Source organism: Streptomyces sp. SudanB25_2051 (genome assembly GCF_964272635.1).
In the GTDB taxonomy this organism is placed as follows: domain Bacteria; phylum Actinomycetota; class Actinomycetes; order Streptomycetales; family Streptomycetaceae; genus Streptomyces.
Genome location: NZ_OZ186787.1, coordinates 2823134 through 2849607, shown reverse-complemented (window position 1 = coordinate 2849607; position 26474 = coordinate 2823134). Strand labels below are relative to the sequence as shown.

Below are 26474 nucleotides of genomic sequence, written 5' to 3'. Positions count from 1 at the left end.
GCATGGCGGCAGCCGCTCACCGGCCGGGGCACTCCTTCCACGCCAGCCGGTAGACGGTCCGGATGTCGCCGTCCGTGGAGTCCATCGCGATGAAGCTGTTGGTCTTCGCCGTGTCGGAGGTGCCGCCGTTGACCCGCAGCTCGGTGTTGATGTTGAAGTTGCGCTTCACACCGCACGGCGCCCAGACCAGCTGGCCCCAGTCGGTCTCGTCGGTGACCTGCCAGTTGTTGTCGTACGGCCCCCGGAACGGGTGCTGGCGCGCGGCCGTGTCGGGCGAGCCCTGGAAGTAGTACGACGCCTTCTGCGTGGCCCAGGCGCCGCGCTCCAGGTGCGCGTAGCCCCGGTAGTCGGCGCTGGCGACCGCGTAGGTGAAGCCCTGCGGGACGTGCACGATCAGGTTCAGCTGGCAGTTCTTGCGGAAGTCCGTCGGCTTGGAGCCGACGCCGACCTGCGCCAGGTACTGGCTGTAGGTGACGGTGAAGGCGGTGTTGTCGGGGGCGACGGCGACGGCGGCCGTACCCGCGGGGCAGCCCGAGCCGTTGACGGTGGCGATCTCGATGACGATCTTGTCGGGCGGGGCGGCGGCACCGCCGCCGGCGGCGCCCGCCGTGCCGGGCGCGAGGAGCGTCGCGCCCGTGAGCGCGGCGGTGGCGCCGCAGGTGACCAGGGTCCGGGCGGTGCGTCTTCCGGAGCGGGATGAGGACATGAGGGCTCTCCGTTCGGTTGCCCGGTCGAAGTGGGGGGTTCAACCGAGAGCGAGAACATGTCAAACATTCAAACGGTTCGGGCCGCTTTGACCCGCTCCGTCCGAACGGTAGGGATGGTAGGGACGCGCGGCCGCCCCGGACAGGGCGCAAACAGGCCGGATACGAGAGCCGTATACGGTCCGGGCACGGCGAAGGGCCCGGTGCGGCGCGCGTCGGACGACACGCGCGGCACCGGGCCCCTCGGGCCCCGTGGGCCTACAGCTTCTCGATGACGTAGTCGACGCAGGCCGTCAGCGCCTCGACGTCCGCCGGGTCGATCGCCGGGAACATGGCGATGCGCAGCTGGTTGCGGCCGAGCTTGCGGTACGGCTCGGTGTCCACGATGCCGTTGGCGCGCAGCGCCTTGGCGACGGCGGCGGCGTCGACCTCGTCGGAGAAGTCGATGGTGCCGATGACCTGGGACCGCTTGGCCGGGTCGGCGACGAACGGGGAGGCGTACTTGGACTCCTCGGCCCACCCGTACAGCGTCCGCGCGGAGGTGGCCGTGCGGCGCACCGCCCAGTCCAGGCCGCCCTGCCCGTTCATCCACTTCAGCTGCTCGTTCAGCAGGAACAGCGTGGCGAGGGCGGGCGTGTTGTACGTCTGGTTCTTCAGGGAGTTGTCGATCGCGGTCGGCAGGGAGAAGAACTCCGGGACGTGCCGGCCCGACGCGTGGACGCGGGCGGCGCGCTCCAGGGCGGCCGGCGAGAACACGCCGATCCACAGACCGCCGTCGGCGGCGAAGGACTTCTGCGGCGCGAAGTAGTACACGTCCGACTCGGTGATGTCGACCGGCAAGCCGCCCGCGCCGGAGGTGGCGTCCACCAGGACGAGCGCGCCCTCGTCGGCGCCCTCGACGCGCTTGACGGGCGCGGCGACACCGGTGGAGGTCTCGTTGTGCGTCAGCGCGTACACGTCGACCCCGGCCTCGGCGTGCGGCTCGGGGTGCGTGCCCGGCTCCGAGGTGACGACGGTCGGCTCCTGGAGCCACGGCGCGAGCTTGGCGGCCTTGGCGAACTTGGACGAGAACTCGCCGAAGGACAGGTGCTGCGACCTGGACTCGATGAGGCCGTGCGTCGCGATGTCCCAGAACGCGGTGGAACCGCCGTTGCCGAGGACGACCTCGTACCCCTCGGGCAGGGAGAACAGGGCGCGCACACCGTCGCGGACCTCGCCGACCAGGTTCTTGACGGGGGCCTGGCGGTGCGAGGTGCCGAGGAGGGACGTGCCGGTGGCGGCCAGGGCGTCCAGCGCCTCCGTACGCACCTTGGAGGGGCCCGCGCCGAAACGGCCGTCGGCGGGCTTGATGTCAGCGGGAATCTGGATCTCAGCCACACACGGAGCCTATCGGCTCATCCCGGCCCACCGGACCCGCCGTCCGCCGTCTGAGACACCCCGTCCTCGCCCCCGGACCCCCGCACCGCACGGGCACCCGGCCCGGCGGGGCGGGCGGCGGGGCCTGCCGGAAGACTGCCTTCGCGCATGACCGCACACGGACCAGGGGGGTTGCCATGACCTTCCGGGCTCGGCCGTCCGCCCGTCGCCGTGGTCGGACAGCGGCGTGCCGGGGCGGGCATGCTGGGGGCATGGCTGACGGCGGGACTGCGCGGGACGGGCGGCGGGCGACGCGGGCGGACGGGCCGGGGGAGGGGGCGCCCCGGGCGGGCGGGTCGCTGGAGCGGGCGCTGCGGGCCGCCGTGCGGGGCGAGGTGGACGCCGGGGCCGGGGCCCGCGCCCTGGTCACCATGGACGCCTCCAACTACCGGCGCGTCCCCGACGTCGTCGTCGCCCCGCGCGACGCCGACGACATCGCCGCCGCCCTCGCCGTGTGCCGCGAGCACGGCGCGCCCGTCGTGGCGCGGGGCGCCGGGACGTCCATCGGCGGGCAGGCCACCGGCACCGGCGTCGTCCTGGACCTCACCCGCCACATGCGCGCCGTCCTCGCCGTCGACCCCGAGGCGCGGACCGCCACCGTCCAGCCCGGCGTCGTCCTGGACCGGCTGCGCGACGCCGTACGCCCGTACGGGCTCACCTTCGGCCCCGACCCGTCCACGCACAGCCGCTGCACCCTCGGCGGGATGATCGGCAACAACGCGTGCGGCGCCCACTCCGTCGCCTGGGGCACCACCGCCGACAACGTCCACGAGCTGACCGTCCACACCTACCGGGGCGCCGCCCTCCGCCTCGGCCCAGGCGGGCGGGGCGCGCCCGTCGGCGTCGCCGACCTGGTCCGCCGCAACCTCGCCGCCCTCCGCACCGGCTATCCGCCCGGCCTGCCGCGCCGCATCTCCGGGTACGCCCTCGACGCCCTCCTGCCCGAGCGCGGCATGGACGTCGCCCGCGCGTTCTGCGGCAGCGAGGGCACCCTCGGCGTGGTGAGCGAAGCCGTCGTACGGCTGGTGGACGCGCCCGCCGCCCGCGCGCTCGCCGTCCTCGGGTACGCCGACGAGAGCGCCGCCGCCGAGGCCGCGCCCGGACTGCTCCCGCTCGGCCCGCTCACCGTCGAGGGCATGGCCGAGGACCTGGTGCGCGACCCGGCCGCCCGCGCCCGGCTGCCCCGCGGCGCGGCCTGGCTGTTCGTGGAGACCGGCGGGGCCACCCCCGCGGAGGCCGCCGCCCGCGCCCGCGCCGTGCTGCGCGCCGCCGACGCCCTGGACGGCGCCGTCGTCGCCGACCCGGCCGGGCGGCGCGCCCTGTGGCGGGTGCGGGAGGACGCCGCGGGGACCGCCACCCGCACGCCCGACGGCGCCGAGGCGTGGCCCGGCTGGGAGGACTGCGCGGTGCCGCCGGCGCGCCTCGGCCCCTACCTGCGGGACTTCCGCGCCCTGCTCGCCGCGCACGGGCTGCGCGGCACGCCGTACGGGCACTTCGGCGACGGCTGCGTCCACGTGCGGATCGACTTCCGGCTGGCCGAGCCCGACGGCGTACGGCGGTTCCGCCGCTTCTCGGAGGAGCTCGCCGACCTGGTCGTCGCGCACGGCGGCTCCCTGTCGGGCGAGCACGGCGACGGGCTGGCCCGCGCGGAGCTGCTGCCGCGCATGTACGGGGACGAACTGGTCGCGCTGTTCGGCGAGTTCAAGGACCTGTGGGATCCCGACGGCGGTCTCAACCCGGGCGTCCTGGCGCGCCCCGAGCCCCTCGACGCGCACCTCCGCTTCGACGTGCTGCCGCGCACCCCCGTCGACGTGGCGTTCGGATACCCCGACGACGGCGGTGACTTCGGGACGGCCGTGCGGCGCTGCGTCGGCGTCGCCAAGTGCCGCGTGGAGGGCCCGGGTGCGGGGCCGGGCGTGATGTGCCCGTCGTACCGGGCGACCGGCGAGGAGCGGCACTCCACGCGCGGCCGGGCCCGGCTCCTGCACGAGATGCTCGCCGGGGAGGTCGTCACCGGCGGCTGGCGCTCCGAGGAGGTGCGCGACGCCCTCGACCTGTGCCTGTCCTGCAAGGGCTGCCGCTCCGACTGCCCGGTCGGCGTCGACATGGCCACGTACAAGGCGGAGTTCCTGCACCACCACTACGCGGGCCGCCTCCGCCCGGCCGCCCACTACGCGATGGGGTCCCTGCCCGCCCTGCTGGACCTCGCCGCGCCCGCCGCGCCGCTGCTGAACGCCGCCGCGCGGGTCCGCCCGCTGGCCGCCCTCGCCAAGCGGGCCGCCGGGATCGCCCCGGAACGGGACCTGCCCGTACTGGCCCGGCGGACGTTCCGCGCGTGGGCGGCACGCCGTACGGCTCCGGGCGCGTCCCCCGGTACGGCTCCGGGGGCGTCCTCCGGTACGGCTCCGGGGGCGCCGGGCGGCACGGCCCGCGGGGAGGCGCCGCGCGCGTACCTCTGGCCCGACACGTTCACCGACCACTTCACGCCCTCCGTCGGCCGCGCCGCCGTCACCGTCCTGGAGGCGGCGGGCGTCCCGGTCGCGCTGCCGCCGGGGCGGGTGTGCTGCGGGCTCACCTATGTGTCGACGGGCCGCCTCGACCGCGCCCGTACGGTCATGCGCCGCACCCTCGACGCGCTCGGCCCCGTCCTGGAGGCGGGCGCCCCGCTGGTGGTGCTGGAGCCGAGCTGCGCGGCGGCGCTGCGCACGGACCTGCCCGAGCTGCTGCCCGGCGACCCGAGGGCGCGGGCCGTGGCCGGGGCGGTGCGGACGTTCGCCCAGGCCCTGGAGGAGCTGGCGCCCGACTGGCGGCCGCCCCGCCTGGACCGGCCGGTCGCCGGGCAGACCCACTGCCACCAGCACGCCGTCCTGGGCGACGCCGCCGAGCGCCGCCTGCGGGAGCGGGCCGGGCTCGTGGGGGAGCTGAGCGGCGGGTGCTGCGGCCTCGCCGGGAACTTCGGGTTCGAGCGCGGCCACTACGAGGTGTCGGCGGCGTGCGCGGAGGACCAGCTGCTGCCCGCCGTGCGGGCCGTGGCGCCCGGCACGCGGCTGCTGGCGGACGGCTTCTCCTGCCGCACCCAGCTCGCGCAGCTGGCGGGCCTCCGCGCCCGGCACCTGGCGGAGGTGCTGGCGGAGGCGTTGGCGGACCCGCGGCCGTGACCTCGGCCGGACCGCGGGCGGGACCTCGGCCGGGACCTCGGCCGGACCGTGGGTCGGGACCTCGGCCGGGGCCTCGGCCGGGACCTCGGCCGGGCCCGCCGGCCGAGGGCTGAGCGCGCCCCGGCTGCCATAGCCGTACCCCGCTTTCACTGCTTACCGTGGGAGGGGTCATCCTCGTAGCGGAACGACCCCTTCCAAGGGGTCGTCCCGCGCACCCGGCACGACGCACCCGCACGATTGAAGAGGTCCCGGTGAACCACGCCGACGCCCGTACCGCAGACGCTTCGGCGGTCGCCCTCCCCGAGACGGCGGCGGCCCATCCGTCAGGCGCGGCGGGCCCCGCGCGCAAGGGCGCCGCGGGGCCGGTCGCCCTCGTCGTCGGCGGGGCGCTGTCGGTGCAGTTCGGCGCCGCCCTCGCGGTCCTGCTGATCCCGCGCGCGGGCGTCCTCGGCGTGGTCACCCTGCGGCTGACGCTGGCCGCGCTGGTCCTGCTGATTGTGTGCCGCCCCCGGCTGCGCGGCTACAGCCGGTCCGACTGGGGCACCGTCGTCGCGTTCGGCGCCGCGATGGGCGGCATGAACCTGTGCATCTACCAGGCCATCGACCGCATCCCGCTCGGCGCCGCCGTCACCCTGGAGGTCCTGGGCCCGCTGGCCCTGTCGGTCATCGCGTCCCGGCGCCTGGTCAGCCTCGTGTGGGCGGGCCTGGCCCTGGCGGGCGTGGTGCTGCTGAGCGGCGGCGGGTTCGACCGGCTGGACCCGGTCGGCGCGGGCTTCGCGCTGGCGGCGGGCGCGATGTGGGCGACGTACATCGTCTTCAGCGCCCGCACCGGCCGGCGCTTCCCGCAGGCGGACGGACTGGCGCTGGCCATGGCGGTCGGCGCGGTGCTCAGCCTGCCGCTGGGGCTCGCGGAGGCCGGTACGCGGCTGGCCGTGCCGTCGACGCTGGCGCTGGGCCTCGCGGTGGCGCTGCTGTCGTCGGTGCTGCCGTACACCTTGGAGCTGATCGCCCTGCGGCGCCTGCCCGCGGCGACGTTCGCCGTCCTGATGAGCCTGGAGCCCGCGGTCGCCGCGCTGGCCGGGTTCCTGGTCCTGCGGCAGGCGCTGTCGGTGACGGACGCGGCGGCGATAGCGCTGGTCATAGCCGCCAGCGTCGGCGCGATCCGCTCCCGCACAGCCCCCGCCTGACCCCGAGCCGCCCCGTGCGGCGCCCCGGGCAGGCGGGGCGCTGGGGGTGGAGGGTCAGGCCAGGGCCTGGTTCAGGAGGTGGGACCAGTGGGCCACCACGCGGGCGCGACGAGGCGCGTCGTCCGTCAGGAGCGTCGCCAGCCCCAGCCCCCGCGCCATGTCCAGCAGCCCCTGCACCGTCTCGCGCACCCCCGGCACCGACTCGTCCGCGCCCAGCAGCTCCACCGCCATCCGGTGCGCCTCCCGGCCCACGCGGGCCTCCAGCTCCGTGACGCGCGGGCGCAGCTGCGGCTCGTCGGACGCGGCGACCCACAGGTGCAGGGCCGCCCGGAACAACGGGCCCGTGTACAGCGCGACCAGCGCCTCCACCACCTCGGCGCGGCTGCGCCCGCCCAGCTCCCGCAGCGCCTGCGACCGCTCCTCCGCCACGTACTCGACCGCCGCGAGGAACAGGTCCTCCCGCGTGCGGAAGTGGTGCTGCGCCGCCCCCCGCGACACGCCCGCCCGCTCGGCGACGACCGACACGGTGGAGCCCTGCCAGCCGCGTTCCGCCAGGCACGCCACGGCGGCTTCGAGCAGCCGCCGCCGCGTGGCGCGGCTGCGGTCCTGCTTCGGAGCCGGGGCGGCGGTGGTGGTCATATCGCCCATGCGGGGTCCCGTCGTTCCAGGAAGGCCGTCATTCCCTCGCGCGCCTCCGCCGAGGCGAAGAGCGACGCCGAGCGCTGGACGAGGTCCTCCGCGTCCCGCTCGAAGGTCTCCAGCACCCTAGCCGTCACCAGCCGCTTCGACGCCGCCAGCCCCTGCGGCGACCCCTTCCGCACCGCGTCGAGCAGCGGTACGAGCGCCTCGTCCACGTCCGGCGCGGCCGCCGTCACCAGCCCGATCCGCGCCGCCTCCGCCGCGCCGAACCGCTCGCCCGTCAGGTAGTACCGGGCCGCCGCCCGCTGGTCGAGGCGCGGCAGCAGCGTCAGCGACACCAGCGCGGGCGCCACCCCGATCCGCACCTCCGTCAGCGCGAAGTCGGAGGCGTCCGACGCCACCACGAGGTCGCACGCCGACACCAGCCCCACGCCGCCCGCCCGCACCCGCCCCGCGACCCGCGCGACGACCGGTTTCGGCAGCTCCACGATCCGCCGCAGCAGCGCCACGAACGCGTACGGGCTCGGCGGGGCCTTCAGGTCGGCGCCCGCGCTGAACGTGGCGCCGCTGTGGGTGAGCACCACCGCCCGTACCGCCGGGTCCTTCGCGCACCCCTCCAGCGCGTCCGCCAGCTCCGCGACCAGCTGCGCGGAGAGGGCGTTGCGGGTGTCCGGGGCGTTCAGGGTGAGCGTGGTGACGGCGCGGTCGTGGGCGGTGGTGATCAGGGCCATGGTGCTCGCCTCCGGTGGAGTGGTCAGTACGACTTGGGGAGTCCCAGGGACTGGTGCGAGACGTAGTTGAGGATCATTTCCCGGCTCACGGGTGCTATGCGGGCCACGCGCGAGGCGGTGATGAGCCTGCCGAGTCCGTACTCGCGCGTCAGGCCGTTCCCGCCGAGGGTGTGCACCGCCTGGTCCACCGCCCGTACGCACGCCTCGGCCGCCGCGTACTTCGCCATGTTCGCCGCCTCGCCCGCGCCCGCGTCGTCGCCCGCGTCGCACAGCACGGCCGCCTTCAGCGTCATCAGCCGGGCCAGTTCCAGCTCGATGTGCGACTGGGCCAGCGGATGGGCGATGGCCTGGTGGGCGCCGATGGGCGCCTGCCACACCTGCCGCTCCTTCGCGTACGCCACCGCCTTCGCGACCGCGTAGCGGCCCATGCCCAGCGCGAACGCCGCCGTCATCACCCGCTCCGGGTTGAGCCCGGCGAACAGCTGGAGCAGCCCCGCGTCCTCGTCGCCGACCAGCGCGTCGGCCGGCAGCCGCACGTCGTCCAGGACCAGTTCGAACTGCCGCTCGCGGGCCCGCAGTTCCATGTCGATGGGCGTGCGCTGGAAGCCGGGCGTGTCGCGCGGGACGACGAACAGGCACGGCTTGAGCGCTCCTGTCCGGGCGTCCTCCGTACGGCCGACGATCATGGTCTCCTCGGCCATGTCCACGCCCGACACGAAGACCTTGCGGCCCGACAGCACCCAGTCCCCGCCGGGCGCGCGGCGGGCCGTGGTGGTGATCCGGTGCGAGTTGGAGCCCGCGTCCGGCTCGGTGATCCCGAACGCCATGATGCGGCTGCCGTCGGCGAGCCCCGGCAGCCAGCGCCGCTTCTGCTCTCCGGTGCCGAACCGGGCGATGACCGTGCCGCAGATCGCCGGCGACACGATCATCAGCAGCAGCGGGCAGCCCGCGGCGCCCAGCTCCTCCAGGACGATGGACAGTTCGGCGATGCCGCCGCCCCCGCCGCCGTACTCCTCGGGCAGGTTCACGCCCAGGTAGCCGAGCTTGCCCGCCTCCCGCCACAGCACGTCGGGGTCGGCGTCGTGCCCGTCGGCGTGGCGGCGCCCGAGGGCGGCGACGGCGGTGCGCAGCGCCCGCTGCTCGTCGGTCTCGAAGGGGATCGCGGTGGCGGGGGAGGTGGTGCCGGTGACTGCGGTCATGCCTGTTCCTCCTGTGCGGATCGGACGGGCGGGGCGTGCTGCCCTGCAACGGCGGGGCTGTGGCTGCGGGGCCGGGGACTGCCGCGGCTACCGGTCAGCGGCGGGCCTGGCGACGGCGTCGGGGCCCGGTCCGGGCACGGTGTCGGGCCCGGCCACGGCGTCGGCCCCGGGCGCGGCATCGGCCTCAGCCTCGGTGTCGGCGCCGGCCCCGGGCGCGGCATCGGCCTCAACCTCGGTGTCGGCGCCGGCCCCGGGCGCGGTGTCGGTCTCGGCCACGGCATCGCCCTCGGCTCCGGTGTCGGCCTCGACCACGGCGAGGAGCGCGCCGACCTCGACCTGGCGGCCCGGCTCGGCGTGGAGGGCGGTGAGGACGCCGGAGGCGGGCGCGGTGACCTGGTGCTCCATCTTCATCGCCTCCAGCCACAGCAGCGGCCGCCCCGCCTCGACGCGGGCGCCCTCCGCGAGGCCCTCGGCGACCCGTACGACGGTGCCCGGCATGGGCGCGAGCAGCGAGCCGGGCGCGGTCCGCTCGGCCGGGTCGGTGAAGCGCGGGCGGCGCGTGAGCCGGTGGGCGCCGGTCGGCGTGTCCACGTGGACGGTGTCCGAGCCGGGGCGGACGGTGACGCGGTACGGGCGGACCACCCCGGCCACGTCGAGCCGCACCTCCCGCGCGTCCGCCGCCACGACCCGCACCCCGGGGTCGTCCGGCAGGTCGTAGCCGTCCCGGGTGCGGGCGTAGCGCACCTCGTGCTCGGCGCCCCCGGAGCCGTACTCCTCCCCGTAGACGCGCAGGCGCGGCTGCGACGGGACGTTCCGCCAGGCGCCGGGTCCCGGGCGGGCGGCCGCCTCGGCGAGCGCGGCGGCCACGGCGGCGTACCGGCCGCCGGGCGGCGGGGCCGTCAGGGCGTCCAGGTGGCGGTCGTAGAAGCCGGTGTCGGCGCGGCCGGGCTCGGCGAACTCCGGGTGCCGCAGCGAGCGGACCAGCAGGTCCCGGTTGGTGACCGGCCCGTGCACGCGGGCCCGCTCCAGGGCGCCGGCCAGCAGCCGCAGCGCCTGCGCGCGGGTGGGCGCGTGGGCGACGGCCTTGGCGAGCAGCGCGTCGTAGTGGACGCCCACCGCGTCCCCGGCCGCGTAGCCGGTGTCCAGGCGCACCCTGGGCACGTCCAGGGCGTGGAGCGTGCCGGTCTGCGGGGCGAAGCCGCGCGCCGGGTCCTCCGCGTACAGCCGGGCCTCCACGGCGTGGCCGCGCGGTGCGGGCGGCTCGGCCGGCAGGGGCGCGCCCTCCGCGACGCGCAGCTGCAGGGCCACCAGGTCGACGCCGTGGACGGCCTCGGTGACGGGGTGTTCGACCTGGAGCCGGGTGTTCATCTCCAGGAAGTGCGCGGCGCCGTCGGGGCCGATCAGGAACTCGACGGTGCCCGCGCCCCGGTAGCCGATGGCGCGGGCGGCGCGCACGGCCGTCGCGTGCAGCTCCTCGGCCAGGGCCCGGGGCAGGCCGGGCGCGGGTGCCTCCTCGATCACCTTCTGGTGGCGTCGCTGGAGGGAGCAGTCGCGGGTGCCGAGCGCCCACACCGTGCCGTGCGCGTCGGCGAGGACCTGCACCTCCACGTGGCGCCCGCGCTCCAGGTACGGCTCGGCGAACACCTCGTCGTCGCCGAAGGCCGACAGCGCCTCGGCCCGCGCGGCGGCCAGCTCCGCCTTGAGCGCCCCCATCTCCCGTACGACGCGCATGCCCCGCCCGCCGCCGCCGGCGGCCGCCTTGACCAGCACGGGCAGGTCGGCCTCGGTGAGCGCGTCCGGGTCGAGCGGTTCGACGCCCATCAGCCGCTTGGCGCGGGTCTTGGACGCCATGGCCTCGATGGCGTCCGGCGGCGGCCCCACCCAGGTCAGCCCGGCCGCCTCCACCGCGCGGGCGAAGGCGGCGTTCTCGGAGAGGAAGCCGTAGCCGGGGTGCACGGCGTCGGCGCCCGCCGCGAGGGCGGCGGCCACGACGAGGTCGCCGCGCAGATACGTGTCGGCGGGCGCCGCGCCCGGCAGCCGCACCGCCGCGTCGGCCTGCCGTACGTGCAGTGCGCCGGCGTCCGGGTCGGAGTGCACGGCGACGGTGCGGATGCCCAGGTCGCGGCAGGTGCGGAAGATACGGCAGGCGATCTCGCCCCGGTTGGCGACGAGCAGGTTCTCGATCACGGGAGCCTCACATCGGGAAGACGGGCGGGAGCCACGGGGACCACGGCGGCCACGGGCGCCTCACATCCGGAAGACGCCGAAGCCGCCGCGCGCGCCCTCGACCGGCGCGGTGTGGATCGCGGACAGGCACAGGCCGAGGACGGTGCGGGTGTCGCGCGGGTCGATGACCCCGTCGTCGTACAGCCGCCCGGACAGGAACATCGGCAGCGACTCGGCTTCGATCTGCTGCTCGACCATGGCGCGCAGCGCGGCGTCGCCCTCCTCGTCGTACGGCCGGCCCTTGGCCCGCGCGGACGCGCGGGCGACGATCGACAGGACACCGGCGAGCTGCTGCGGGCCCATCACGGCGGACTTGGCGCTGGGCCAGGCGAAGAGGAACCGCGGGTCGTACGCCCGGCCGCACATGCCGTAGTGCCCGGCGCCGTACGAGGCGCCCATGAGCACCGACAGGTGCGGGACGCGGCTGTTGGAGACCGCGTTGATCATCATGGCGCCGTGCTTGACGATGCCGCCCTGCTCGTAGGCGCGGCCGACCATGTAGCCGGTCGTGTTGTGCAGGAACAGCAGGGGGATGTCGCGCTGGTTGGCGAGCTGGATGAACTGGGCGGCCTTCTGCGACTCGGCGCTGAACAGCACGCCCCGCGCGTTGGCGAGGACCCCGACCGGGTAGCCGTGCAGCCGCGCCCAGCCGGTGACCAGGCTCGGCCCGTACAGCGGCTTGAACTCGTCGAAGTCGGAGCCGTCCACGATGCGGGCGATCACCTCGCGCGGGTCGAACGGGGTGCGCAGGTCGCCCGGCACGATGCCGAGCAGCTCCTCCGCGTCGTACTTCGGCGGCTCGGCGGGGCCCGGGTCGGGGTGGGCCTTGCGGTGGTGGAGGCGGGCGACGATCCGGCGGGCCTGGCGGATCGCGTCGGCCTCGTCCAGGGCGTAGTGGTCGGCGAGTCCGGAGGTGCAGGCGTGCATCTCGGCGCCGCCCAGCGACTCGTCGTCGCTCTCCTCGCCGGTCGCCATCCGCACGAGCGGCGGCCCGCCGAGGAACACCTTCGACCGCTCCTTGATCATCACCGTGTGGTCGGACATGCCGGGGATGTACGCGCCTCCGGCGGTGGAGTTGCCGAACACGACGGCCACCGTGGGGATCCCGGCGGCGGAGAGCCGGGTGAGGTCGCGGAAGAGGGCGCCGCCGGGGATGAAGATCTCCTTCTGCGACGGCAGGTCGGCGCCGCCCGACTCGACCAGCGAGACGACGGGGAGCCGGTTGGTGTACGCGATCTCGTTGGCGCGCAGGGCCTTCTTCAGCGTCCACGGGTTGGACGCGCCGCCGCGCACGGTCGGGTCGTTGGCGGTGATCAGGCACTCGACGCCCTCGACGGTGCCGATCCCGGTGACGAGGGACGCGCCGACGGCGTACTCGGAGCCCCAGGCGGCGAGCGGGGAGAGCTCCAGGAACGGCGTGTCGTCGTCCAGGAGCAGTTCGATCCGCTCGCGGGCGAGGAGCTTGCCGCGCGCCCGGTGCCGGCCGACGTACTTGTCGCCGCCGCCCGCGAGGGCCTTGGCGTGCTCGGCGTGCAGCGCGTCGAGCTTGTCGAGCATGGCGGCGCGGTTCGCCCCGTAGCCGGGGGACGCCGTGTCGAGCGCGGACGCGAGGACGGTCACAGCGGGACCTCCTGGATGGCGTGGGCGGTCACGGCGGGGCCCCGCGTCGGGCGGGCGGCCTGGGCGGGGCCTCCGGTCGGGCGGACGGTCACAGCAGGGCCTCCGGGATGTCGAGGTGGCGGGCGCGCAGCCATTCGCCGAGCGCCTTCGCCTGCGGGTCGAACCGGGCCCGCGCGGCGGCGCCCTCGCCGAGGAGGCCGGCCACGGTGAAGTTCAGGGCGCGCAGGTTCGGCAGGACGTGCCGGGTGACCGGCAGGGCCCGGGTCTCGGGCAGCAGGTCCCGCAGCCGGTCGGCGGTCAGGGTGTGGGCGAGCCACCGCCAGGCGGCGTCCGACTCGGCCCAGACGCCGATGTTGGCGTCGCCGCCCTTGTCGCCGCTGCGGGCCCCGGCGACGAGCCCGAGCGGGGCGCGCCGGGCGGGCCCGGGCGGCAGGGGCTCGGGCAGGGGCGGCTCGGGGACGTCCCGGAGGGGCGCCGTCGCGGGCGCCGCGGGTACGGGGACGCGCCGCCCGTCGGGCAGTACAGCGGTGTGGGTGACGGCGCCCGGCTCGACGTACACGGCCTGGAACACCCCGTAGGGCTCGCCCTTGCCGGGCGGGGCGGTGACGTGGAAGCCGGGGTAGCTGGCGAGGGCCAGTTCGACGGCGGCGCCGGTCACGGCCCGGCCCACCGCGTGCGGGTCGGGGTCGCGCACGACGAGCCGCAGCAGGGCGCTGGCGGTCTCCTCGGTGTCGGCGTCGGCCCGCCCGGTGCGGGCCAGCTCCCACCGCACCCGCGCCGGACGGACCCCGGCCCGCCCGAACGCGTCCTCGACCTGCTCCCGCACGAGCCGCGCCTTGGCGTCGGTGTCGAGGCCGGTCAGGACGAACACGACCTCGTTGCGCCAGCCGCCGAGCCGGGTGACGCCGGCCTTGAGGGCGGGCGGCGGTGCCTCGCCGCGCACGCCGCTGATCCGCACCCGGTCGGGGCCCTCCTGGTCGAGCCGTACGGTGTCGAGGCGGGCGGTCGCGTCGGGCCCGGCGTACCGGGCGCCCTGCGTCTCGTACAGGAGTTGGGCGGTGACGGTGGAGACGTCGACGGCGCCGCCGGTGCCGGGGTGCTTGGTGATGACGGCCGAGCCGTCGGGGTGCAGCTCGGCGAGCGGGAAGCCGGGGTGCCGTAGGTCGTACCGCCGGAAGAACGGATGGTTGCCGCCCGTGGCCTGCGTGCCGCACTCCAGTACGTGCCCGGCGACGACGGCCCCGGCGAGCGCGTCGTACGCGTCGGGGGCCCAGCCGAAGTGCGCGGCGGCGGGCCCGGTGACGAGGGCGGCGTCGGTGACCCGCCCGGTGACGACGAGGTCGGCGCCCGCGTCGAGGCAGGCGGCGATCCCCGCGCCGCCGAGATAGGCGTTGGCGGTCAAGGCGCCGTCGGGGAGCGGCAGTTGGTCGCCCTCCACGTGGGCGATCCGCACGGGTACGCCGAGCCGTCCGGCCAGCTCGCGCAGGTGCGCGGCCAGCCCGGCGGGGTTGAGCCCCCCGGCGTTGGTGACGATCCGCACGCCCCGCTCGTGGGCGAGGCCGAGGGTGTCCTCCATCTGCCGCGGGAACGTCCTGGCGTACCCGAGGGAGGGGTCCTTCAGCCGGTCCCGGCCGAGGATGAGCATGGTCAGCTCGGCCAGGTAGTCGCCGGTGAGCACGTCGAGGGGCCCGCCGGTGAGCATCTCCCGCACGGCGGAGAACCGGTCGCCGTAGAACCCGGAGCAGTTCCCGACCCGCAGCACGCCGCCGCTCACGCTCCCGCCTCCCTCGGCGGGCGTCCGGCGCCGGGCGGCCCGGCGAAGGCCTGGGCGATGTCCAGCCACCGGTCGGCGTCGGGCCCGTGGGCGCGCAGGGCCAGGTCGGCCCGGTGGGCGCGCCGGGTGACGAGGAGGCAGAAGTCGAGCGCGGGCCCGGTGACGTACTGGGCGGCGTCCTCGGGGCCGTAGGTCCAGACGGTGCCGTCCGGCGCGTCGAGCACGACGCGGAACGGCCCGTCCGGCGGGGTGAGCCCGCGCACGGCGTACGCGTAGTCGCGCGCCCGCCAGCCGATCCGCGCCACGTGCCGCAGCCGCGCCGTCGGCTCCCGTACGACCCCGAGGGCGTCGGCGACGTCCTGCCCGTGCGCCCAGGTTTCCATGAGCCGAGCGGTGGCGAGCGAGGCCCCGCTCATCGGCGGCCCGTACCACGGCACGCGGGCCCCGTCGGGCAGCCCGCGCAGGGCCTCCCGCAGCAGCCGCCGCCCCGCCCGCCACCGCTCCAGCAGCACGGCGGGCTCCTCCCGGGCCCCGGATTCGGCGGCCCGGTCGACGAAGTCGTAGGCCCCGCGCGCCACTTGGGCCACATGCGCGGCGAAGTCGTCCGGCGCGGCGACGGCCATCAGCGCGACCTCGTCGGTCCAGGCCAGATGGGCGACCTGGTGGGCGACGGTCCACCCGGCGGCCGGCGTGGGCCGCCCCCAGTCCCCGTTCCCGGCCGCGGCGACGACCCGGTCCAACTCCTCGCTCTCGTCCCGCAGATCATCGAGCACGGGATGGTCCACAGCACACTCCCTCGCTAGCCGCTCGGCGACGCGCGGCGAGCATCCCACCGCCCCACAAAACAAGCAAGCGTGCTTGCTTGTTCTTTTCCCTCACGAGGCGACTCCCCACCGGAGCGCCCTACGGCCCCCGATCCCGCAACGCGCGGACCGGCTTTCCCGTTATGGAAAGGATCAGTCCTTGACCCGGCCGTGAGCGGGTCGGGAGCATCGACCGTGACGGGTTCGTCACCGCGAGGGGGACTCATGGGCGCACCGCTGCTGAAGTTGTCCGGAAACCCGGACTGCAAGAACGGAACCTGCCCGACGCTGTGGCGGACCCCTGATGGCAGGGACTATGTCGTACAGGGCTACGTGATCACCGACGTCGAGCGGCTGGCGCAACTGGACCTGCCCGCGGGTGAGTCGGCCGTCATCGTGCCCGCCGCCGTGCTGGAGGGGTTCTTCCGTGCTCGGCAGTGAGGAGTTCGGGCGGCTCTTCGAGACCTTCGAACGGACGGCGTTCCGGCTGGAGACCCTGGCCGTCTACGACGTGGAGGAGGAGCGGGAGGAGATCGGCCGATTCCTCGCGGGGGAGGACATGGGACCGGAGTGGGACGACAACCCCTGGGTGCGTTCCATCACGGAGCGGGGAAAGCACCTGTCCCGCGTCCACGTCCTGTGCTCGCCGCTCACCGACTACCTGCGGTACGAACTGTCCGCCTACCCGGGCAACATCAGGGCCGGTGAGGTCATCGGCATCGTGGACCTCGGCGAACAGCCGGTGACGGGGCTGCCCGGTCACGACTTCTGGCTGTTCGACGACCGGGACGTGTACCGCATGCACTACACCCAGGAGGGGCGGTTCACCGGAGCGGAGCTGCTCCCCCCGGACAGGCTCGCGGAGTACCGGGGCTACCGCGACCTGGCGCTGCGCCACGCCGTACCGTTCGCCGCCTACTGGGAGCGGCACCGCTGACCGCTGATTCCATCGGCAAGGCCCTGCGGGCGCTGCGCACGGCATCGGGGCTGACCGGTGAGACGGTCGCCCGCAGATCGTCCATGTCCGCTGCCAAGCTGTCGAAAATCGAGAACGGGCGGACCATGCCCACGGTGCGGGACGTGGAGCTCATTCTTTCCGCGTTGAACGTTTCCGAAGCGGCGAAAGAGCAGTTCCTCGCCACAGTCCGCGCGGAGGTGACAGAGGCCACCGCATGGCGCCTCCTGCGCCGTATGGGCCCCTGGAAGCATCAGCAGGCGATCCGGGCCATCGAGAAGACCACTGTCACGCTCCGACTCTTTCAAGGGCAGCTCATTCCCGGTCTGCTCCAGACTCCGGAATACGCGACGGCTGTCTTCTCGCTGCCGCCCGCGCTGCCGGCCGAGACGAGGGCACGGACCGTCGCGGCGCGGCTGGAGCGTCAGGCCGTGCTCTACGAGGGGATCCGGGCGTTTCACTTCGTGGTCTGTGAGCACGTCCTGCGCTGGCTGATCTGCGAACCGGCCGTCATGGCCGTCCAACTGGACCGCCTGGTGTCCCTGTCCCGGCTTCCGGGCGTGACCATCGGCGTCGTACCGCTGTCGGGCCGGATGCCGGATTTCCCGATGACGTGCTTCAGTCTCCACGACGACCGCCTCGTGATGATCGAGACATTCCATTCGGAAGTCACGACGAGGGACCCCAAGGATGTCCGGCTTTACCTCGACACATTCGAGCGGTTCTCCGAAGCGGCTCTGTACGGCGATGAAATGCGCGTGCTTGTCGAGGAAATCCGCGATGGATTCTTGCCCTGACGGGAAAGATCCTGTACCCCTCGCGGCGGCGCCGCAACGATAAGCCCTGGCCGCATTCGCGGCCGCGTTCCCGCTCCGGCCGTCAATTCCCTGGCAGGACCACGTCCGGAGCGGGGCAGGGGGCCGCCCGGAAGAGGGCGGCGCGGCCCCTCCGCGCTCAAACGCGGATCGGCACCCGGACGGACCGCGTGCCAAGGGCATACCCGGAGGTCACCATGCGCCACGCCATGAGTGAGGTCAAGACCGCTCCAGGCGAGGACGACGGACAGGGCGGCAATCCGTCTGGCGGATGTGGAGACGGCGACGGCTGCGGTCGTCGGTAGGCCGCATCCGCCAACGAGGGCGGGCGGCGGCGATACGCGCCGGCCGCCCGCCCGGCAGGGAGATCTCTTCATGCATCATCACGGCTACCTGTGGCTCGGTACCGGCCTCGACCGGGTCCACGACGGCGTGCGCCGGGCCGACCACCCGGACTTCGCCGTCAGTCCCCTGCCTCCGCTGGAACTGGCGCAGTGGCTGCTCAAAGGCGCCCGATTCGTACGGGGAACCTGGCACGAGCCACGGGAGGCAGCCGCCTGGTTCGGGGAACAAGTACGCCCCCATGCCGCTGCGTTCGAACACGGCCATGACCGTGGCGTACTGGAGGAGCGCGTGCATTCCGCCGCCGAGGCGGTGGCGGGTGGTGAGGATGTGGCGGGCGGATGGTGGCTCGTCGGCCGGCGGTACCTGGGCGTCTACCTCATCTCCTGCACGCCACACCGCTTCCGACCCGCGTACCCGTGCCCCGCGCCCCCGCAGCCTCCAGGACTCGTGCCGCAGGCGGCCGCAGGAGCTCCGGTGGAGACGTGACCCGGCCCGGAGGGGCGAGGGGCGAACGGCACTCCAGTCTCCGCGGTGCGCGGGGTGGCAGAAGCCCGCCTCCAGGACCGACCGGCCCGGCGGAAGCCGCCATCCGGTCGGGGGGTCCCATGGCAACGAAGGCGAGGGTCCCGCCCGCAGTGCAGGCAGGGCCCAGGAGGTCCCCAGGCGTCCGGGCCGGGCAGCAGCCTGTGCGGGGCGCTGGACCGGGCGGGACCGCCCCGTGACGCGGACCCCGCGACGCGGGCCGCTCCCGACGCGGACCGCCCCGCCTCCCGGCGCGCGGGGCCGGGAAGCGGGGCGGTGCGGTGGGACGGGCGCGGGCCAGGGCCCGCGCGGCTCAGCGAGGCCTCAGCACTTCCGCGAGGCCTCAGGACGCGATGTCCTCGTACCCCGCGATCTCGCGCGGGTCGCGCGGGCCGGGGCCGACGTAGCGGGCCGACGGGCGGACCAGGCGGCCCGTGCGCTTCTGCTCCAGGATGTGCGCCGACCAGCCGGCCGTGCGGGCGCAGGTGAACATCGACGTGAACATGTGCGCCGGGACCTCAGCGAAGTCCAGGACGATCGCCGCCCAGAACTCCACGTTCGTCGCCAGCACCCGGTCCGGGCGCCGGTTGTGCAGCTCCTCCAGCGCGGCCTTCTCCAGCGCCTCCGCCACCTCGAAGCGCGGCGCCGCAAGCTCGCGGGCCGTACGCCGCAGCACGCGGGCGCGCGGGTCCTCCGCCCGGTACACGCGGTGGCCGAAGCCCATCAGCCGCTCGCCCTTGTCCAGCGCGCGCTTCACGTACGCCACGGCGTCGCCGGTCCGCTCGATCTCCTCGATCATGCCGAGCACCCGCGACGGCGCCCCGCCGTGCAGCGGGCCCGACATCGCGCCGACCGCGCCCGACAGCGCCGCCGCCACGTCCGCGCCGGTCGACGCGATGACCCGCGCGGTGAACGTGGAGGCGTTCATGCCGTGCTCGGCGGCCGAGGTCCAGTACGCGTCGACGGCCTTCACATGCTTGGGGTCCGGCTCGCCGCGCCAGCGGATCATGAACCGCTCGACCACCGACTGCGCCTTGTCGATCTCGCTCTGCGGCACCATCGGCAGGCCCTGCCCGCGCGCGCTCTGCGCCACGTACGACAGCGCCATCACCGCCGCCCGCGCCAGGTCGTCCCGCGCCTGCTGCTCGTCGATGTCCAGCAGCGGCTTCAGGCCCCACACGGGCGCCAGCATCGCCAGCGCCGACTGCACGTCCACGCGGATGTCACCGGAGTGGACCGGGATCGGGAACGGCTCCGCCGGCGGCAGGCCGGGGTTGAACGCCCCGTCGACCAGCAGGCCCCACACGTTCCCGAAGGACACATGGCCCACCAGGTCCTCGATGTCGACGCCCCGGTAGCGGAGGGCGCCGCCCTCCTTGTCCGGTTCGGCGATCTCCGTCTCGAACGCGACGACTCCTTCGAGCCCGGGTACGAAGTCGGACATCTGGCGGCTCCTCGTTGTGAACGTATACGGCGTGTGTGTCGTAGATCAGAGCGTCTGGACGAAGCGGCCCGGAAACGGACCGGCCTGCGGAGATCCGGTTCCGCGATGAACCGGATCTGGAGAGAACGAACAGTGGCCCGACCCAAGAGTCTGTCGGGTTCCCCCGATGCGGGGAAGCGTGACATCAGGCACACTCCGCCGTTGCGGTCCGACGTGGTTAAGGCGGCCGTCCGCCGGGCAGACTGATGCGGCCCACCAGGCGGACCGGTGCGGCAGGGACGCCCTGAGGCAGGATGGACGCCGTGACCGACGCCCTCGATCCAGCCCTGGACCCCGCCCTCGATCCGGCGCCCATGCGCGAGCAGTACCACACCTCCGAGCTTGCCGAGGAGGACCTCGCCGCGCATCCCCTGGAGCAGTTCGCGCACTGGTTCAAGGAAGCGGCGTCCTGCGGCGACATCCACGAACCGAACGCCATGGTCGTGGCCACGGCCACCCCGGAAGGCCGCCCCTCCGCCCGCACGGTGCTGCTCAAGCACGTCGACGCGCGCGGCTTCGTCTTCTTCACCAACTACGACTCCCGCAAGGGCGCCGAGCTGGCCGCGAACCCCTTCGCCTCGCTCCTCTTCCCCTGGCACCCCATCGCCCGCCAGGTCATCGTCACCGGCCGCGTCACCCGCGTCGGCCGCGACGAGACCGCCGCGTACTTCCGCACCCGCCCGCACGGCTCCCAGCTCGGCGCCTGGGCCAGCGCCCAGTCCTCCGTCATCGCCTCCCGCGCCGAACTGCTCGCCCGGTACGAGGAGCTCGCCGCCCGCTACCCGCAGGGCGCCCAGGTGCCCGTGCCGCCGCACTGGGGCGGCTTCCTCGTCGTCCCCGACACGGTGGAGTTCTGGCAGGGCCACGAGAACCGCCTCCACGACCGCCTCCGGTACGTCCGCGAGGGCGCGGGAGACGGCGAGGCGGCCTGGCGCGTGGAGCGGCTCGCCCCGTAGCGCCCCGTGCCCGCATCCGCACCCGGGTGCGGGCACGCAGAAGCCCGCGGGCTCTGCTGCTCTCCTGCTGGCAAGAGAGGTCGGCCGGATGTGCCGACGAGCCCGCGGGCCGGTGACTGCTTGGGTGTACGGCAGGAGGCCTGCCGTCATGTGACGACAGGCCTCAGCCCGCAGTCACCTCACGCATCCGAAAAGAAACCACTTCCGGATCACCTCCTTTCTCGTGTGACCCACACACTAGGAACGCCCCGCGCCACGCACAATCGAATTTTCCGAACCCCGTGTGTCCTGGGTCACGTTCCAGTTGAATGGCCGGGCGCGCTGAGGGTGCAGGCGCGTATACGGCTCATGTCTCGCAGGGGGTGCCGGGATGAGTGCGTCCAGGAGCGGAACGGCGCGGGCGGACGGGGACCTGCTCAGCGCGCTGCTGGACGGGATGGACGCCGCGCTGTGCGCGTTCGACGCGGACGGTGTGGTCACCCACTGGAACCGCGAGGCCGAACGGATCCTCGGCTGGCCCGCCGCCGAGGCCGTCGGCCGCCGCGGCCTCGCCGGATGGGCCGCCCGCCCCGCCGACGCCGCCGTCATCGAGGCCCGTCTGATGGCCGCCATGGACGGACCCGGGCGCGGCCTCCACGAGTTCGCGCTGCTCCGCAAGGACGGCGGCCGGGTCCTCGTACGCACCCAGGCGTCCGGGGTGCGGGGCACCGACGGCCGCCCCGCCGGCGTGTACTGCGCCTTCGGCGAGGTCCACGCGCAGCTGGACTTCGAGCGGTCCGTCGCCCTCAGCGAGGCCCTGTTCGCCGACGCCCCGTGCGCGCTCGTCGTCGTGGACGCCGACCTGCGGCCCGCCGTCGTCAACACCGGTGCCGCCCGGGCCCTCGGCGCCTCCCGTACGGCCCTGCTGGGCCGCCCCTTCGGTGACTTCCTGCTCCAGGGCGCCGACCAGCTGGAGGCCGCCCTGGAACACGTACTCGCGGAGGGCGACCCCGGCGCCCCGGCCGACCTGTGGACGACCGTCCGCACGCCCGAGGGCGAACGGCGGCGCTGCTGGCGCAGCGGCTTCCTGCGCCTCGCCTCCCCGCTGTCGCGGGAGCCCGCGCCGCTGGGCGTGGCGTGGCTGTTCGAGGACGTCACCGAGGTCCGGCTCGCGGAGCAGGAGGCCGACCGGCTGCGCTTCCGCGCCAGCCAGCTGCACCGCGCGGGCGCCGCCGCAGCCGAGTGCGAGGACCCGATGGAGGCGGCGACCGTGTACCTGGACTTCGCGCTGGCCGGGTTCGCGGACGACGCGCTGCTGGACGTCGTACGGGGCGACGGCACCCGGCTCGTCCGGGTGGCCGCCACACCCGCCGGGGCGCCCGGACCGGTGGCCCCCGTCGCGGGCGGCGGCCTCCCCGTCCCGTACGCCCCCGGCCACCCGGCACTGCGCGCGCTGGAGCGGGCGGGCGCGGTACGCGCCAGCACCTGGACCTCTGGTCCCGCGCGGGCGTGGGCGGCGGAACGCCTCTGGCCCGCGGGCGCGGCGCACGCCCTGTGCGCGGTGCTCCGGAGCCGGGGCCGCACGCTGGGCGTGGTCACCTTCCTGCGCTCCGCCAGCCGGCCCCCGTTCGAGCGCCCGGACGTGGCCTACGCGGAGAGCGTCGCGGTGAGGGTGGCGGCGTCCCTGGACCTGCGGGGCGACTGACGCCCGCACACCGCTGTCCGCCCCGCCCCCGGCCGGTGCGCGGGGGCAGCGCGCCGGGCGGTGCGCGGGGGCCGCGCGTCCGGGCGGGGTGCGCCGGGGCGGAGGCTCAGCGGCGGTAGAAGATGCGGTCCGCGTACTCGTCCATGACGCGGGTGTTCCACTCGTGGCCGCCGTCGACGTTGCCGGAGCGCAGCAGCGGGGGCTCGACGCCGCGGCGGACCAGTTCCCCGGCCGCCGACGCCATGACGGCCTGCATGAGGGCGCTGGTCACGACGGTGGAGGCGGGGGCGAACGGCGCGGCGATGCCCTCGTGGGTCAGCTCGGCGTCGCCGACGGGGATCTTGGAGTCGAGGACGATGTCGCAGTGGTCCTTCAGGAAGGTGCCCGAGGCGTTCCGGGGGCGGGTCTCCTTCGTGTAGGCGACCGAGGTGACGCCGATGACCTTCAGGCCCAGCGCGCGGGCGTTGACGGCCATCTCGACGGGCAGGGCGTTGCGCCCGGACAGGGAGACGATCACAAGGAGGTCGCCGGCGCGGGCGGGGGAGGAGTCCAGGACGGCGGCGGCCAGGCCCTCGACGCGCTCCAGGGCGGAGCCGAGGGTGGCGGGCGGCTCGACGCCGACGGCGCCCGGCACGGGCAGCAGGTTCATGACGGCCAGGCCGCCGGCGCGGTAGACGACGTCCTGGGCGGGCAGCGACGAGTGGCCGGCGCCGAAGGCGAAGAGGCGGCCGCCCGAGGCGATCGTGTCGGCGACGGCGGCACCGGCCGCGGCGATCCGCTCGGCCTCCTCGTCCCGGACGCGCTGGAGCAGTCCGATCGCGGCGTCGAAGAACTGATCGGCCAGCGTGCTGTCGCCCATCGGCGGCCTTCCTCTCGTCGTGTCGCGGATCACGGTGCGGTCTGGACCATTCCCGTGTCAATACGGCGTCCGCCCCCCGCCAGGTCGGCCGCGGCACGGTAGCCGACGGGATGCGCAACAATTGAGTCGGGGCCGCGCACACTGGAAGTCACGCATCGAGGGGCACGTATGTCCGGACTGATCGACACCACGGAGATGTATCTCCGCACCATCCTCGAGCTTGAAGAGGAAGGTGTGGTGCCCATGCGCGCCCGCATCGCGGAACGGCTCGACCAGAGCGGTCCCACGGTCAGCCAGACGGTGGCCCGGATGGAGCGCGACGGCCTGGTGACCGTCGCCGGGGACCGGCACCTGGAGCTGACGGAGGAGGGCCGCCGGCTCGCCACCCGCGTGATGCGCAAGCACCGCCTCGCGGAGTGCCTCCTCGTGGACGTGATCGGCCTGGAGTGGGAGCAGGTCCACGCCGAGGCGTGCCGGTGGGAGCACGTGATGAGCGAGGCCGTGGAGCGGCGCGTCCTGGAGCTGCTGCGGCACCCGACGGAGTCGCCGTACGGGAACCCGATCCCGGGCCTGGAGGAGCTGGGCGAGCAGGCCGAGGCGGACCCGTTCCTCGACGAGAACATGGTGGCGCTGTCCGAGCTGGACGCGGGCGCCGAGGGCAAGACCGTGGTGGTGCGGCGGATCGGCGAGCCCATCCAGACGGACGCGCAGCTGATGTACACGCTGCGGCGGGCCGGCGTGCAGCCCGGTTCCGTGGTGAGCGTGACCGAGTCGCCCGGCGGGGTGCTGGTCGGCAGCAGCGGCGAGGCCGCCGAGCTGGACGCCGACGTGGCGTCACACGTCTTCGTCGCCAAGCGCTGAGGCCCCGTCCCGGCGCCGCCCGCCCGTCTCGCCCGCGCCGACGCGGGCCCGGCGGGCGGTGGTGTTCCGTTCGCGGCGCGGCGGCCGTACCGTACGGGGTGCTTTCGCGCGGAACGGCAGCGGGGCGGCTTCGCGCGTGCCACTCTGGGCTTCAGGCCGGGACCTGTCCTGGGAGGGGAGCCGCGCGATGCGTCGCCGTCACCGTCATCCTCGTCGTCCGGCGTCCGCGTCGCCGGAACACACGTCCGCACACGGGGAAGGTCCCGGTGCCTTACGGCACCGGGACCCGTCCTCCCCTGTGCTGACCCGGAGCCCCGAGCTCTCAGGGTCAATCCCGTCGGACCCTTTTCCCCGAGTGGTCCGCCTCCCGTTGAAGATCTCCCCTCGGTCGTGCCCGTCAATCCTTGAGCGGGGTCACTCGAACGAGCGGTGTTGTGGCGCATATCCCCGTGTTCGAATGTGAGTTCGATACTCTGGTGGGGTTGTCCAGCGTGACAGAAGGGGGTGCCAGGGCACATGGTGCGACGAATCGACCTGACCGGAGCCGACGGCGTACGCCTTGCCGCCTGGGAGTTCGCCGAGCCGCCGAAGGCGCTGGGCGACGACGGCACCGAGCCCGGCGGGGGCGTCCTGCTGCTGCACGGCCTGATGGGCCGGGCCGCGCACTGGGCGGAGACGGCCAAGTGGCTGTCGCAGCGGTACCGGGCGGTCGCGCTGGACCAGCGGGGCCACGGCCAGAGCGGCAAGCCGGCGGCGGGGCCATACACGCGTGAGGCGTATGTGGCGGACGCCGTGGCCGCGATCGAGCAGCTGGGCCTCGGGCCGGTGACGCTGATCGGCCACTCCATGGGCGCCCTGACGGGCTGGCAGCTCGCGGCGGAGCGCCCCGACCTGGTGAACGCGCTGGTGATCTGCGACATGCGGGCCTCCGCGCTGGGCGCCTCCTCACAGCGGGAGTGGGAGGAGTGGTTCCGCAACTGGCCGCTGCCGTTCGCGACGCTGGCCGACGCGCGGAAGTGGTTCGGCGAGGACGACCCCTGGGTGGAGCGGCCGAACCCGGCGCGGGGCGCGTTCTTCGCGGAGGTGATGGCGCAGGCCCCGGACGGCTGGCGGCCCGTGTTCTCGCCGCACCAGATGCTGGCGGCGCGGTCCACCTGGGTCCACGACGCGCACTGGGACACGCTGGCGCAGGTGCGGTGCCCCACGCTGGTGGTGCGCGGCCTGGACGGCGAGCTGGGGCGAGCCGAGGCGCACGAGATGGTGCGGGTGCTGCCGCAGGGGCGGTACGCCGAGGTGCCGGACGCGGGCCACTACGTCCACTACGACCAGCCCGAGGGCTGGAGGTCCGTCGTGTGGCCTTTCCTCACCGACACGATGCCCTGACCAGGGCCTGACGGGGCCTCCGGCTCGGCGCTCCCGTGGGGCGGCGCCTCACTCGGGGACGGTGCGGAAGCGGCGCCGGTACTCGGTCGGCGTCGTGTCGAGCCTGCGCCGGAAGGCCCGTACGAGCGTGTCGACGGTGCCGAAACCGGTGGCGGCCGCGACGCGTTCCAACGTGGCGTCGGTGGACTCCAGCTGGTGGCGCGCCTGTTCCACGCGCACCGACTCGATGTAGGCGTGCGGGGTCGTGCCCAGCTCGTTCTTGAAGACGCGGGTGAGCTGCCGGTCGCTGACGTGGGCGTGCTCGGCGAGCCGGGCGACCGTGAGCGGCTCGGCGAGATGGCGCAGGACGTAGTGGCGGAGGTCCTCCACCCGCCGGGTCGTGGAGACCTGCTCCAGGGGGACGCTGAACTGGCTCTGGCCGCCCGGCCGCTTCAGATACATCACCAGCTGCCGGGCGATCCGCAGCGCGGTGGCCTCGCCGAGGTCGTCGGCGATGAGCGCCAGTGACAGGTCCAGGCAGGCGCTGATGCCGGCGCCGGTCCACACGTTCCCGTCGCGGACGAAGATGGGGTCGGCGTCGACGTCGACCTCCGGGTGGTCGGCGGCGAGCCGCTGCGCCGTGGACCAGTGGGTGGTGGCCCGCCTGCCGTCCAGCAGCCCCGCCGCTGCGAGGACATGGGCGCCGACGCAGACGGACGCCACCCGTCGGGCGCGCGGCGCCAGTTCGGCCACCCGCTTCACCAGCGCCGGATCGACCAGCGGGTGCACGCGGCGGTCCTCGCCGACCTCCACGGCGCCCGGCACCACGAGCGTGTCGATGCTCCGCTCCCGGAGCTGCTCGAAGGTGACGTCGGGCAGGACGCGGACCCCGGCGGCCGTGACGACCGGCTCCATCGCCTCCGCGGCGAGGACGACCTCGTAGCCCGCGGCCTCCTCCGTCTCGCGCCGCGCCAGATGGAACACCTCCGGCGGCCCCGTGACATCGAGCAGGTCGACCTCCTCGAACAGGACGATGACGATCAGCCGTCCGGTGGTGTCCACACGTCCCCCCTGGCCGCGCCGTCCACGGCGGCGGCGATGTCGGTTTCTGCATGTTAGACGACATTGCCGACGCACCGGGCCGGGCCATAGCGTCATAGGCGCAGGTCACCGCA

22 protein-coding genes are annotated in these 26474 nt (G+C 74.8%); 10 read left to right on the top strand and 12 right to left on the bottom strand.

Annotated elements, in window-relative coordinates; all coding sequences use genetic code 11:
- Window positions 1-16 precede the first annotated feature (16 nt).
- Together ACSUPT_RS12545 and serC are read right to left on the bottom strand one after the other, a co-directional pair.
- On the bottom strand, window positions 17-706 hold the full coding sequence (locus tag ACSUPT_RS12545; RefSeq protein ID WP_351964513.1) for a DUF4360 domain-containing protein: 690 nt from the start codon (window positions 704-706) through the stop codon (window positions 17-19).
- A 256-nt stretch (window positions 707-962) separates the two neighbouring features.
- The gene (gene serC, locus ACSUPT_RS12540; protein WP_365726018.1) at window positions 963-2081 is read right to left on the bottom strand and encodes a phosphoserine transaminase; all 1119 of its coding nucleotides are present in this window, start codon (window positions 2079-2081) and stop codon (window positions 963-965) included.
- A 251-nt stretch (window positions 2082-2332) separates the two neighbouring features.
- Here serC and ACSUPT_RS12535 point away from each other — a divergent pair, with 251 nt between their 5' ends.
- Both ACSUPT_RS12535 and ACSUPT_RS12530 read left to right on the top strand, forming a co-directional pair.
- Window positions 2333-5278, top strand: a complete 2946-nt coding sequence (locus ACSUPT_RS12535) for an FAD-binding and (Fe-S)-binding domain-containing protein (RefSeq protein ID WP_436944285.1) — start codon at window positions 2333-2335, stop codon at window positions 5276-5278.
- 251 nt (window positions 5279-5529) lie between these two features.
- Complete coding sequence (locus ACSUPT_RS12530; RefSeq protein WP_351964510.1) at window positions 5530-6465, top strand: EamA family transporter; 936 nt, start codon at window positions 5530-5532, stop codon at window positions 6463-6465.
- A 54-nt stretch (window positions 6466-6519) separates the two neighbouring features.
- On the opposite strand, the gene ACSUPT_RS12525 is transcribed toward ACSUPT_RS12530, so the two are convergent.
- The 7 genes from ACSUPT_RS12525 to ACSUPT_RS12495 form a co-directional block, all read right to left on the bottom strand.
- Window positions 6520-7113 carry a TetR/AcrR family transcriptional regulator gene (locus ACSUPT_RS12525; protein WP_351964509.1) on the bottom strand — a complete coding sequence of 198 codons (594 nt, stop codon included), beginning with the start codon at window positions 7111-7113 and terminating at the stop codon, window positions 6520-6522.
- Window positions 7101-7835, bottom strand: a complete 735-nt coding sequence (locus ACSUPT_RS12520) for an enoyl-CoA hydratase family protein (protein WP_436944283.1) — start codon at window positions 7833-7835, stop codon at window positions 7101-7103. The genes ACSUPT_RS12525 and ACSUPT_RS12520 overlap by 13 nt, the downstream gene beginning before the upstream one ends.
- A gap of 23 nt (window positions 7836-7858) precedes the next feature.
- The gene (locus ACSUPT_RS12515; protein ID WP_436944282.1) at window positions 7859-9034 is read right to left on the bottom strand and encodes an acyl-CoA dehydrogenase family protein; all 1176 of its coding nucleotides are present in this window, start codon (window positions 9032-9034) and stop codon (window positions 7859-7861) included.
- Between the two features lie 87 nt (window positions 9035-9121).
- On the bottom strand, window positions 9122-11221 hold the full coding sequence (locus tag ACSUPT_RS12510; protein ID WP_436944280.1) for a biotin carboxylase N-terminal domain-containing protein: 2100 nt from the start codon (window positions 11219-11221) through the stop codon (window positions 9122-9124).
- Between the two features lie 60 nt (window positions 11222-11281).
- Window positions 11282-12880 carry an acyl-CoA carboxylase subunit beta gene (locus ACSUPT_RS12505; protein ID WP_436944279.1) on the bottom strand — a complete coding sequence of 533 codons (1599 nt, stop codon included), beginning with the start codon at window positions 12878-12880 and terminating at the stop codon, window positions 11282-11284.
- Between the two features lie 88 nt (window positions 12881-12968).
- The gene (locus ACSUPT_RS12500; RefSeq protein ID WP_436944278.1) at window positions 12969-14654 is read right to left on the bottom strand and encodes an acyclic terpene utilization AtuA family protein; all 1686 of its coding nucleotides are present in this window, start codon (window positions 14652-14654) and stop codon (window positions 12969-12971) included.
- Window positions 14651-15439: a TIGR03084 family metal-binding protein gene (locus ACSUPT_RS12495; protein WP_436944276.1), complete on the bottom strand. Its 789-nt coding sequence runs from the start codon at window positions 15437-15439 to the stop codon at window positions 14651-14653. The genes ACSUPT_RS12500 and ACSUPT_RS12495 overlap by 4 nt, the downstream gene beginning before the upstream one ends.
- Before the next feature lie 243 nt (window positions 15440-15682).
- Between ACSUPT_RS12495 and ACSUPT_RS12490 the strand changes: the two genes are divergently transcribed.
- The 4 genes from ACSUPT_RS12490 to ACSUPT_RS12475 all read left to right on the top strand — a co-directional run bounded on the left by ACSUPT_RS12490 (window position 15683) and on the right by ACSUPT_RS12475 (window position 18058).
- Window positions 15683-15898 carry a hypothetical protein gene (locus ACSUPT_RS12490; RefSeq protein WP_399218859.1) on the top strand — a complete coding sequence of 72 codons (216 nt, stop codon included), beginning with the start codon at window positions 15683-15685 and terminating at the stop codon, window positions 15896-15898.
- Window positions 15885-16394, top strand: coding sequence for a DUF6879 family protein (locus ACSUPT_RS12485; protein ID WP_436944274.1), 510 nt, complete (start codon window positions 15885-15887; stop codon window positions 16392-16394). The genes ACSUPT_RS12490 and ACSUPT_RS12485 overlap by 14 nt, the downstream gene beginning before the upstream one ends.
- On the top strand, window positions 16376-17209 hold the full coding sequence (locus ACSUPT_RS12480; protein WP_436946206.1) for a helix-turn-helix domain-containing protein: 834 nt from the start codon (window positions 16376-16378) through the stop codon (window positions 17207-17209). The genes ACSUPT_RS12485 and ACSUPT_RS12480 overlap by 19 nt, the downstream gene beginning before the upstream one ends.
- Before the next feature lie 393 nt (window positions 17210-17602).
- The gene (locus ACSUPT_RS12475; RefSeq protein WP_436944272.1) at window positions 17603-18058 is read left to right on the top strand and encodes a hypothetical protein; all 456 of its coding nucleotides are present in this window, start codon (window positions 17603-17605) and stop codon (window positions 18056-18058) included.
- A gap of 379 nt (window positions 18059-18437) precedes the next feature.
- On the opposite strand, the gene ACSUPT_RS12470 is transcribed toward ACSUPT_RS12475, so the two are convergent.
- A complete protein-coding gene (locus ACSUPT_RS12470) occupies window positions 18438-19538 on the bottom strand; it encodes a citrate synthase 2 (protein WP_351964500.1) in 1101 nt (366 codons plus the stop codon).
- Between the two features lie 353 nt (window positions 19539-19891).
- Here ACSUPT_RS12470 and pdxH point away from each other — a divergent pair, with 353 nt between their 5' ends.
- A complete protein-coding gene (pdxH, locus tag ACSUPT_RS12465) occupies window positions 19892-20533 on the top strand; it encodes a pyridoxamine 5'-phosphate oxidase (protein WP_361662876.1) in 642 nt (213 codons plus the stop codon).
- A 370-nt stretch (window positions 20534-20903) separates the two neighbouring features.
- Window positions 20904-22217 carry a PAS domain-containing protein gene (locus ACSUPT_RS12460; RefSeq protein WP_351964499.1) on the top strand — a complete coding sequence of 438 codons (1314 nt, stop codon included), beginning with the start codon at window positions 20904-20906 and terminating at the stop codon, window positions 22215-22217.
- Window positions 22218-22323: 106 nt separating this feature from the next.
- On the opposite strand, the gene ACSUPT_RS12455 is transcribed toward ACSUPT_RS12460, so the two are convergent.
- Window positions 22324-23076 (bottom strand): SIS domain-containing protein, encoded by a 753-nt coding sequence (locus tag ACSUPT_RS12455; protein ID WP_351964498.1) that lies wholly within the window; start codon window positions 23074-23076, stop codon window positions 22324-22326.
- A 168-nt stretch (window positions 23077-23244) separates the two neighbouring features.
- On the opposite strand from ACSUPT_RS12455, the gene ACSUPT_RS12450 reads away from it, so the two are divergent.
- Together ACSUPT_RS12450 and ACSUPT_RS12445 are read left to right on the top strand one after the other, a co-directional pair.
- Window positions 23245-23937 carry a metal-dependent transcriptional regulator gene (locus ACSUPT_RS12450; protein WP_351964497.1) on the top strand — a complete coding sequence of 231 codons (693 nt, stop codon included), beginning with the start codon at window positions 23245-23247 and terminating at the stop codon, window positions 23935-23937.
- Between the two features lie 516 nt (window positions 23938-24453).
- Entirely contained in the window at window positions 24454-25320 is an 867-nt protein-coding gene (locus tag ACSUPT_RS12445) for an alpha/beta fold hydrolase (protein WP_361662817.1), read from the top strand.
- Between the two features lie 48 nt (window positions 25321-25368).
- On the opposite strand, the gene ACSUPT_RS12440 is transcribed toward ACSUPT_RS12445, so the two are convergent.
- Window positions 25369-26361 carry a GlxA family transcriptional regulator gene (locus tag ACSUPT_RS12440; RefSeq protein WP_351964495.1) on the bottom strand — a complete coding sequence of 331 codons (993 nt, stop codon included), beginning with the start codon at window positions 26359-26361 and terminating at the stop codon, window positions 25369-25371.
- Between the last annotated feature and the right edge of the window lie 113 nt (window positions 26362-26474).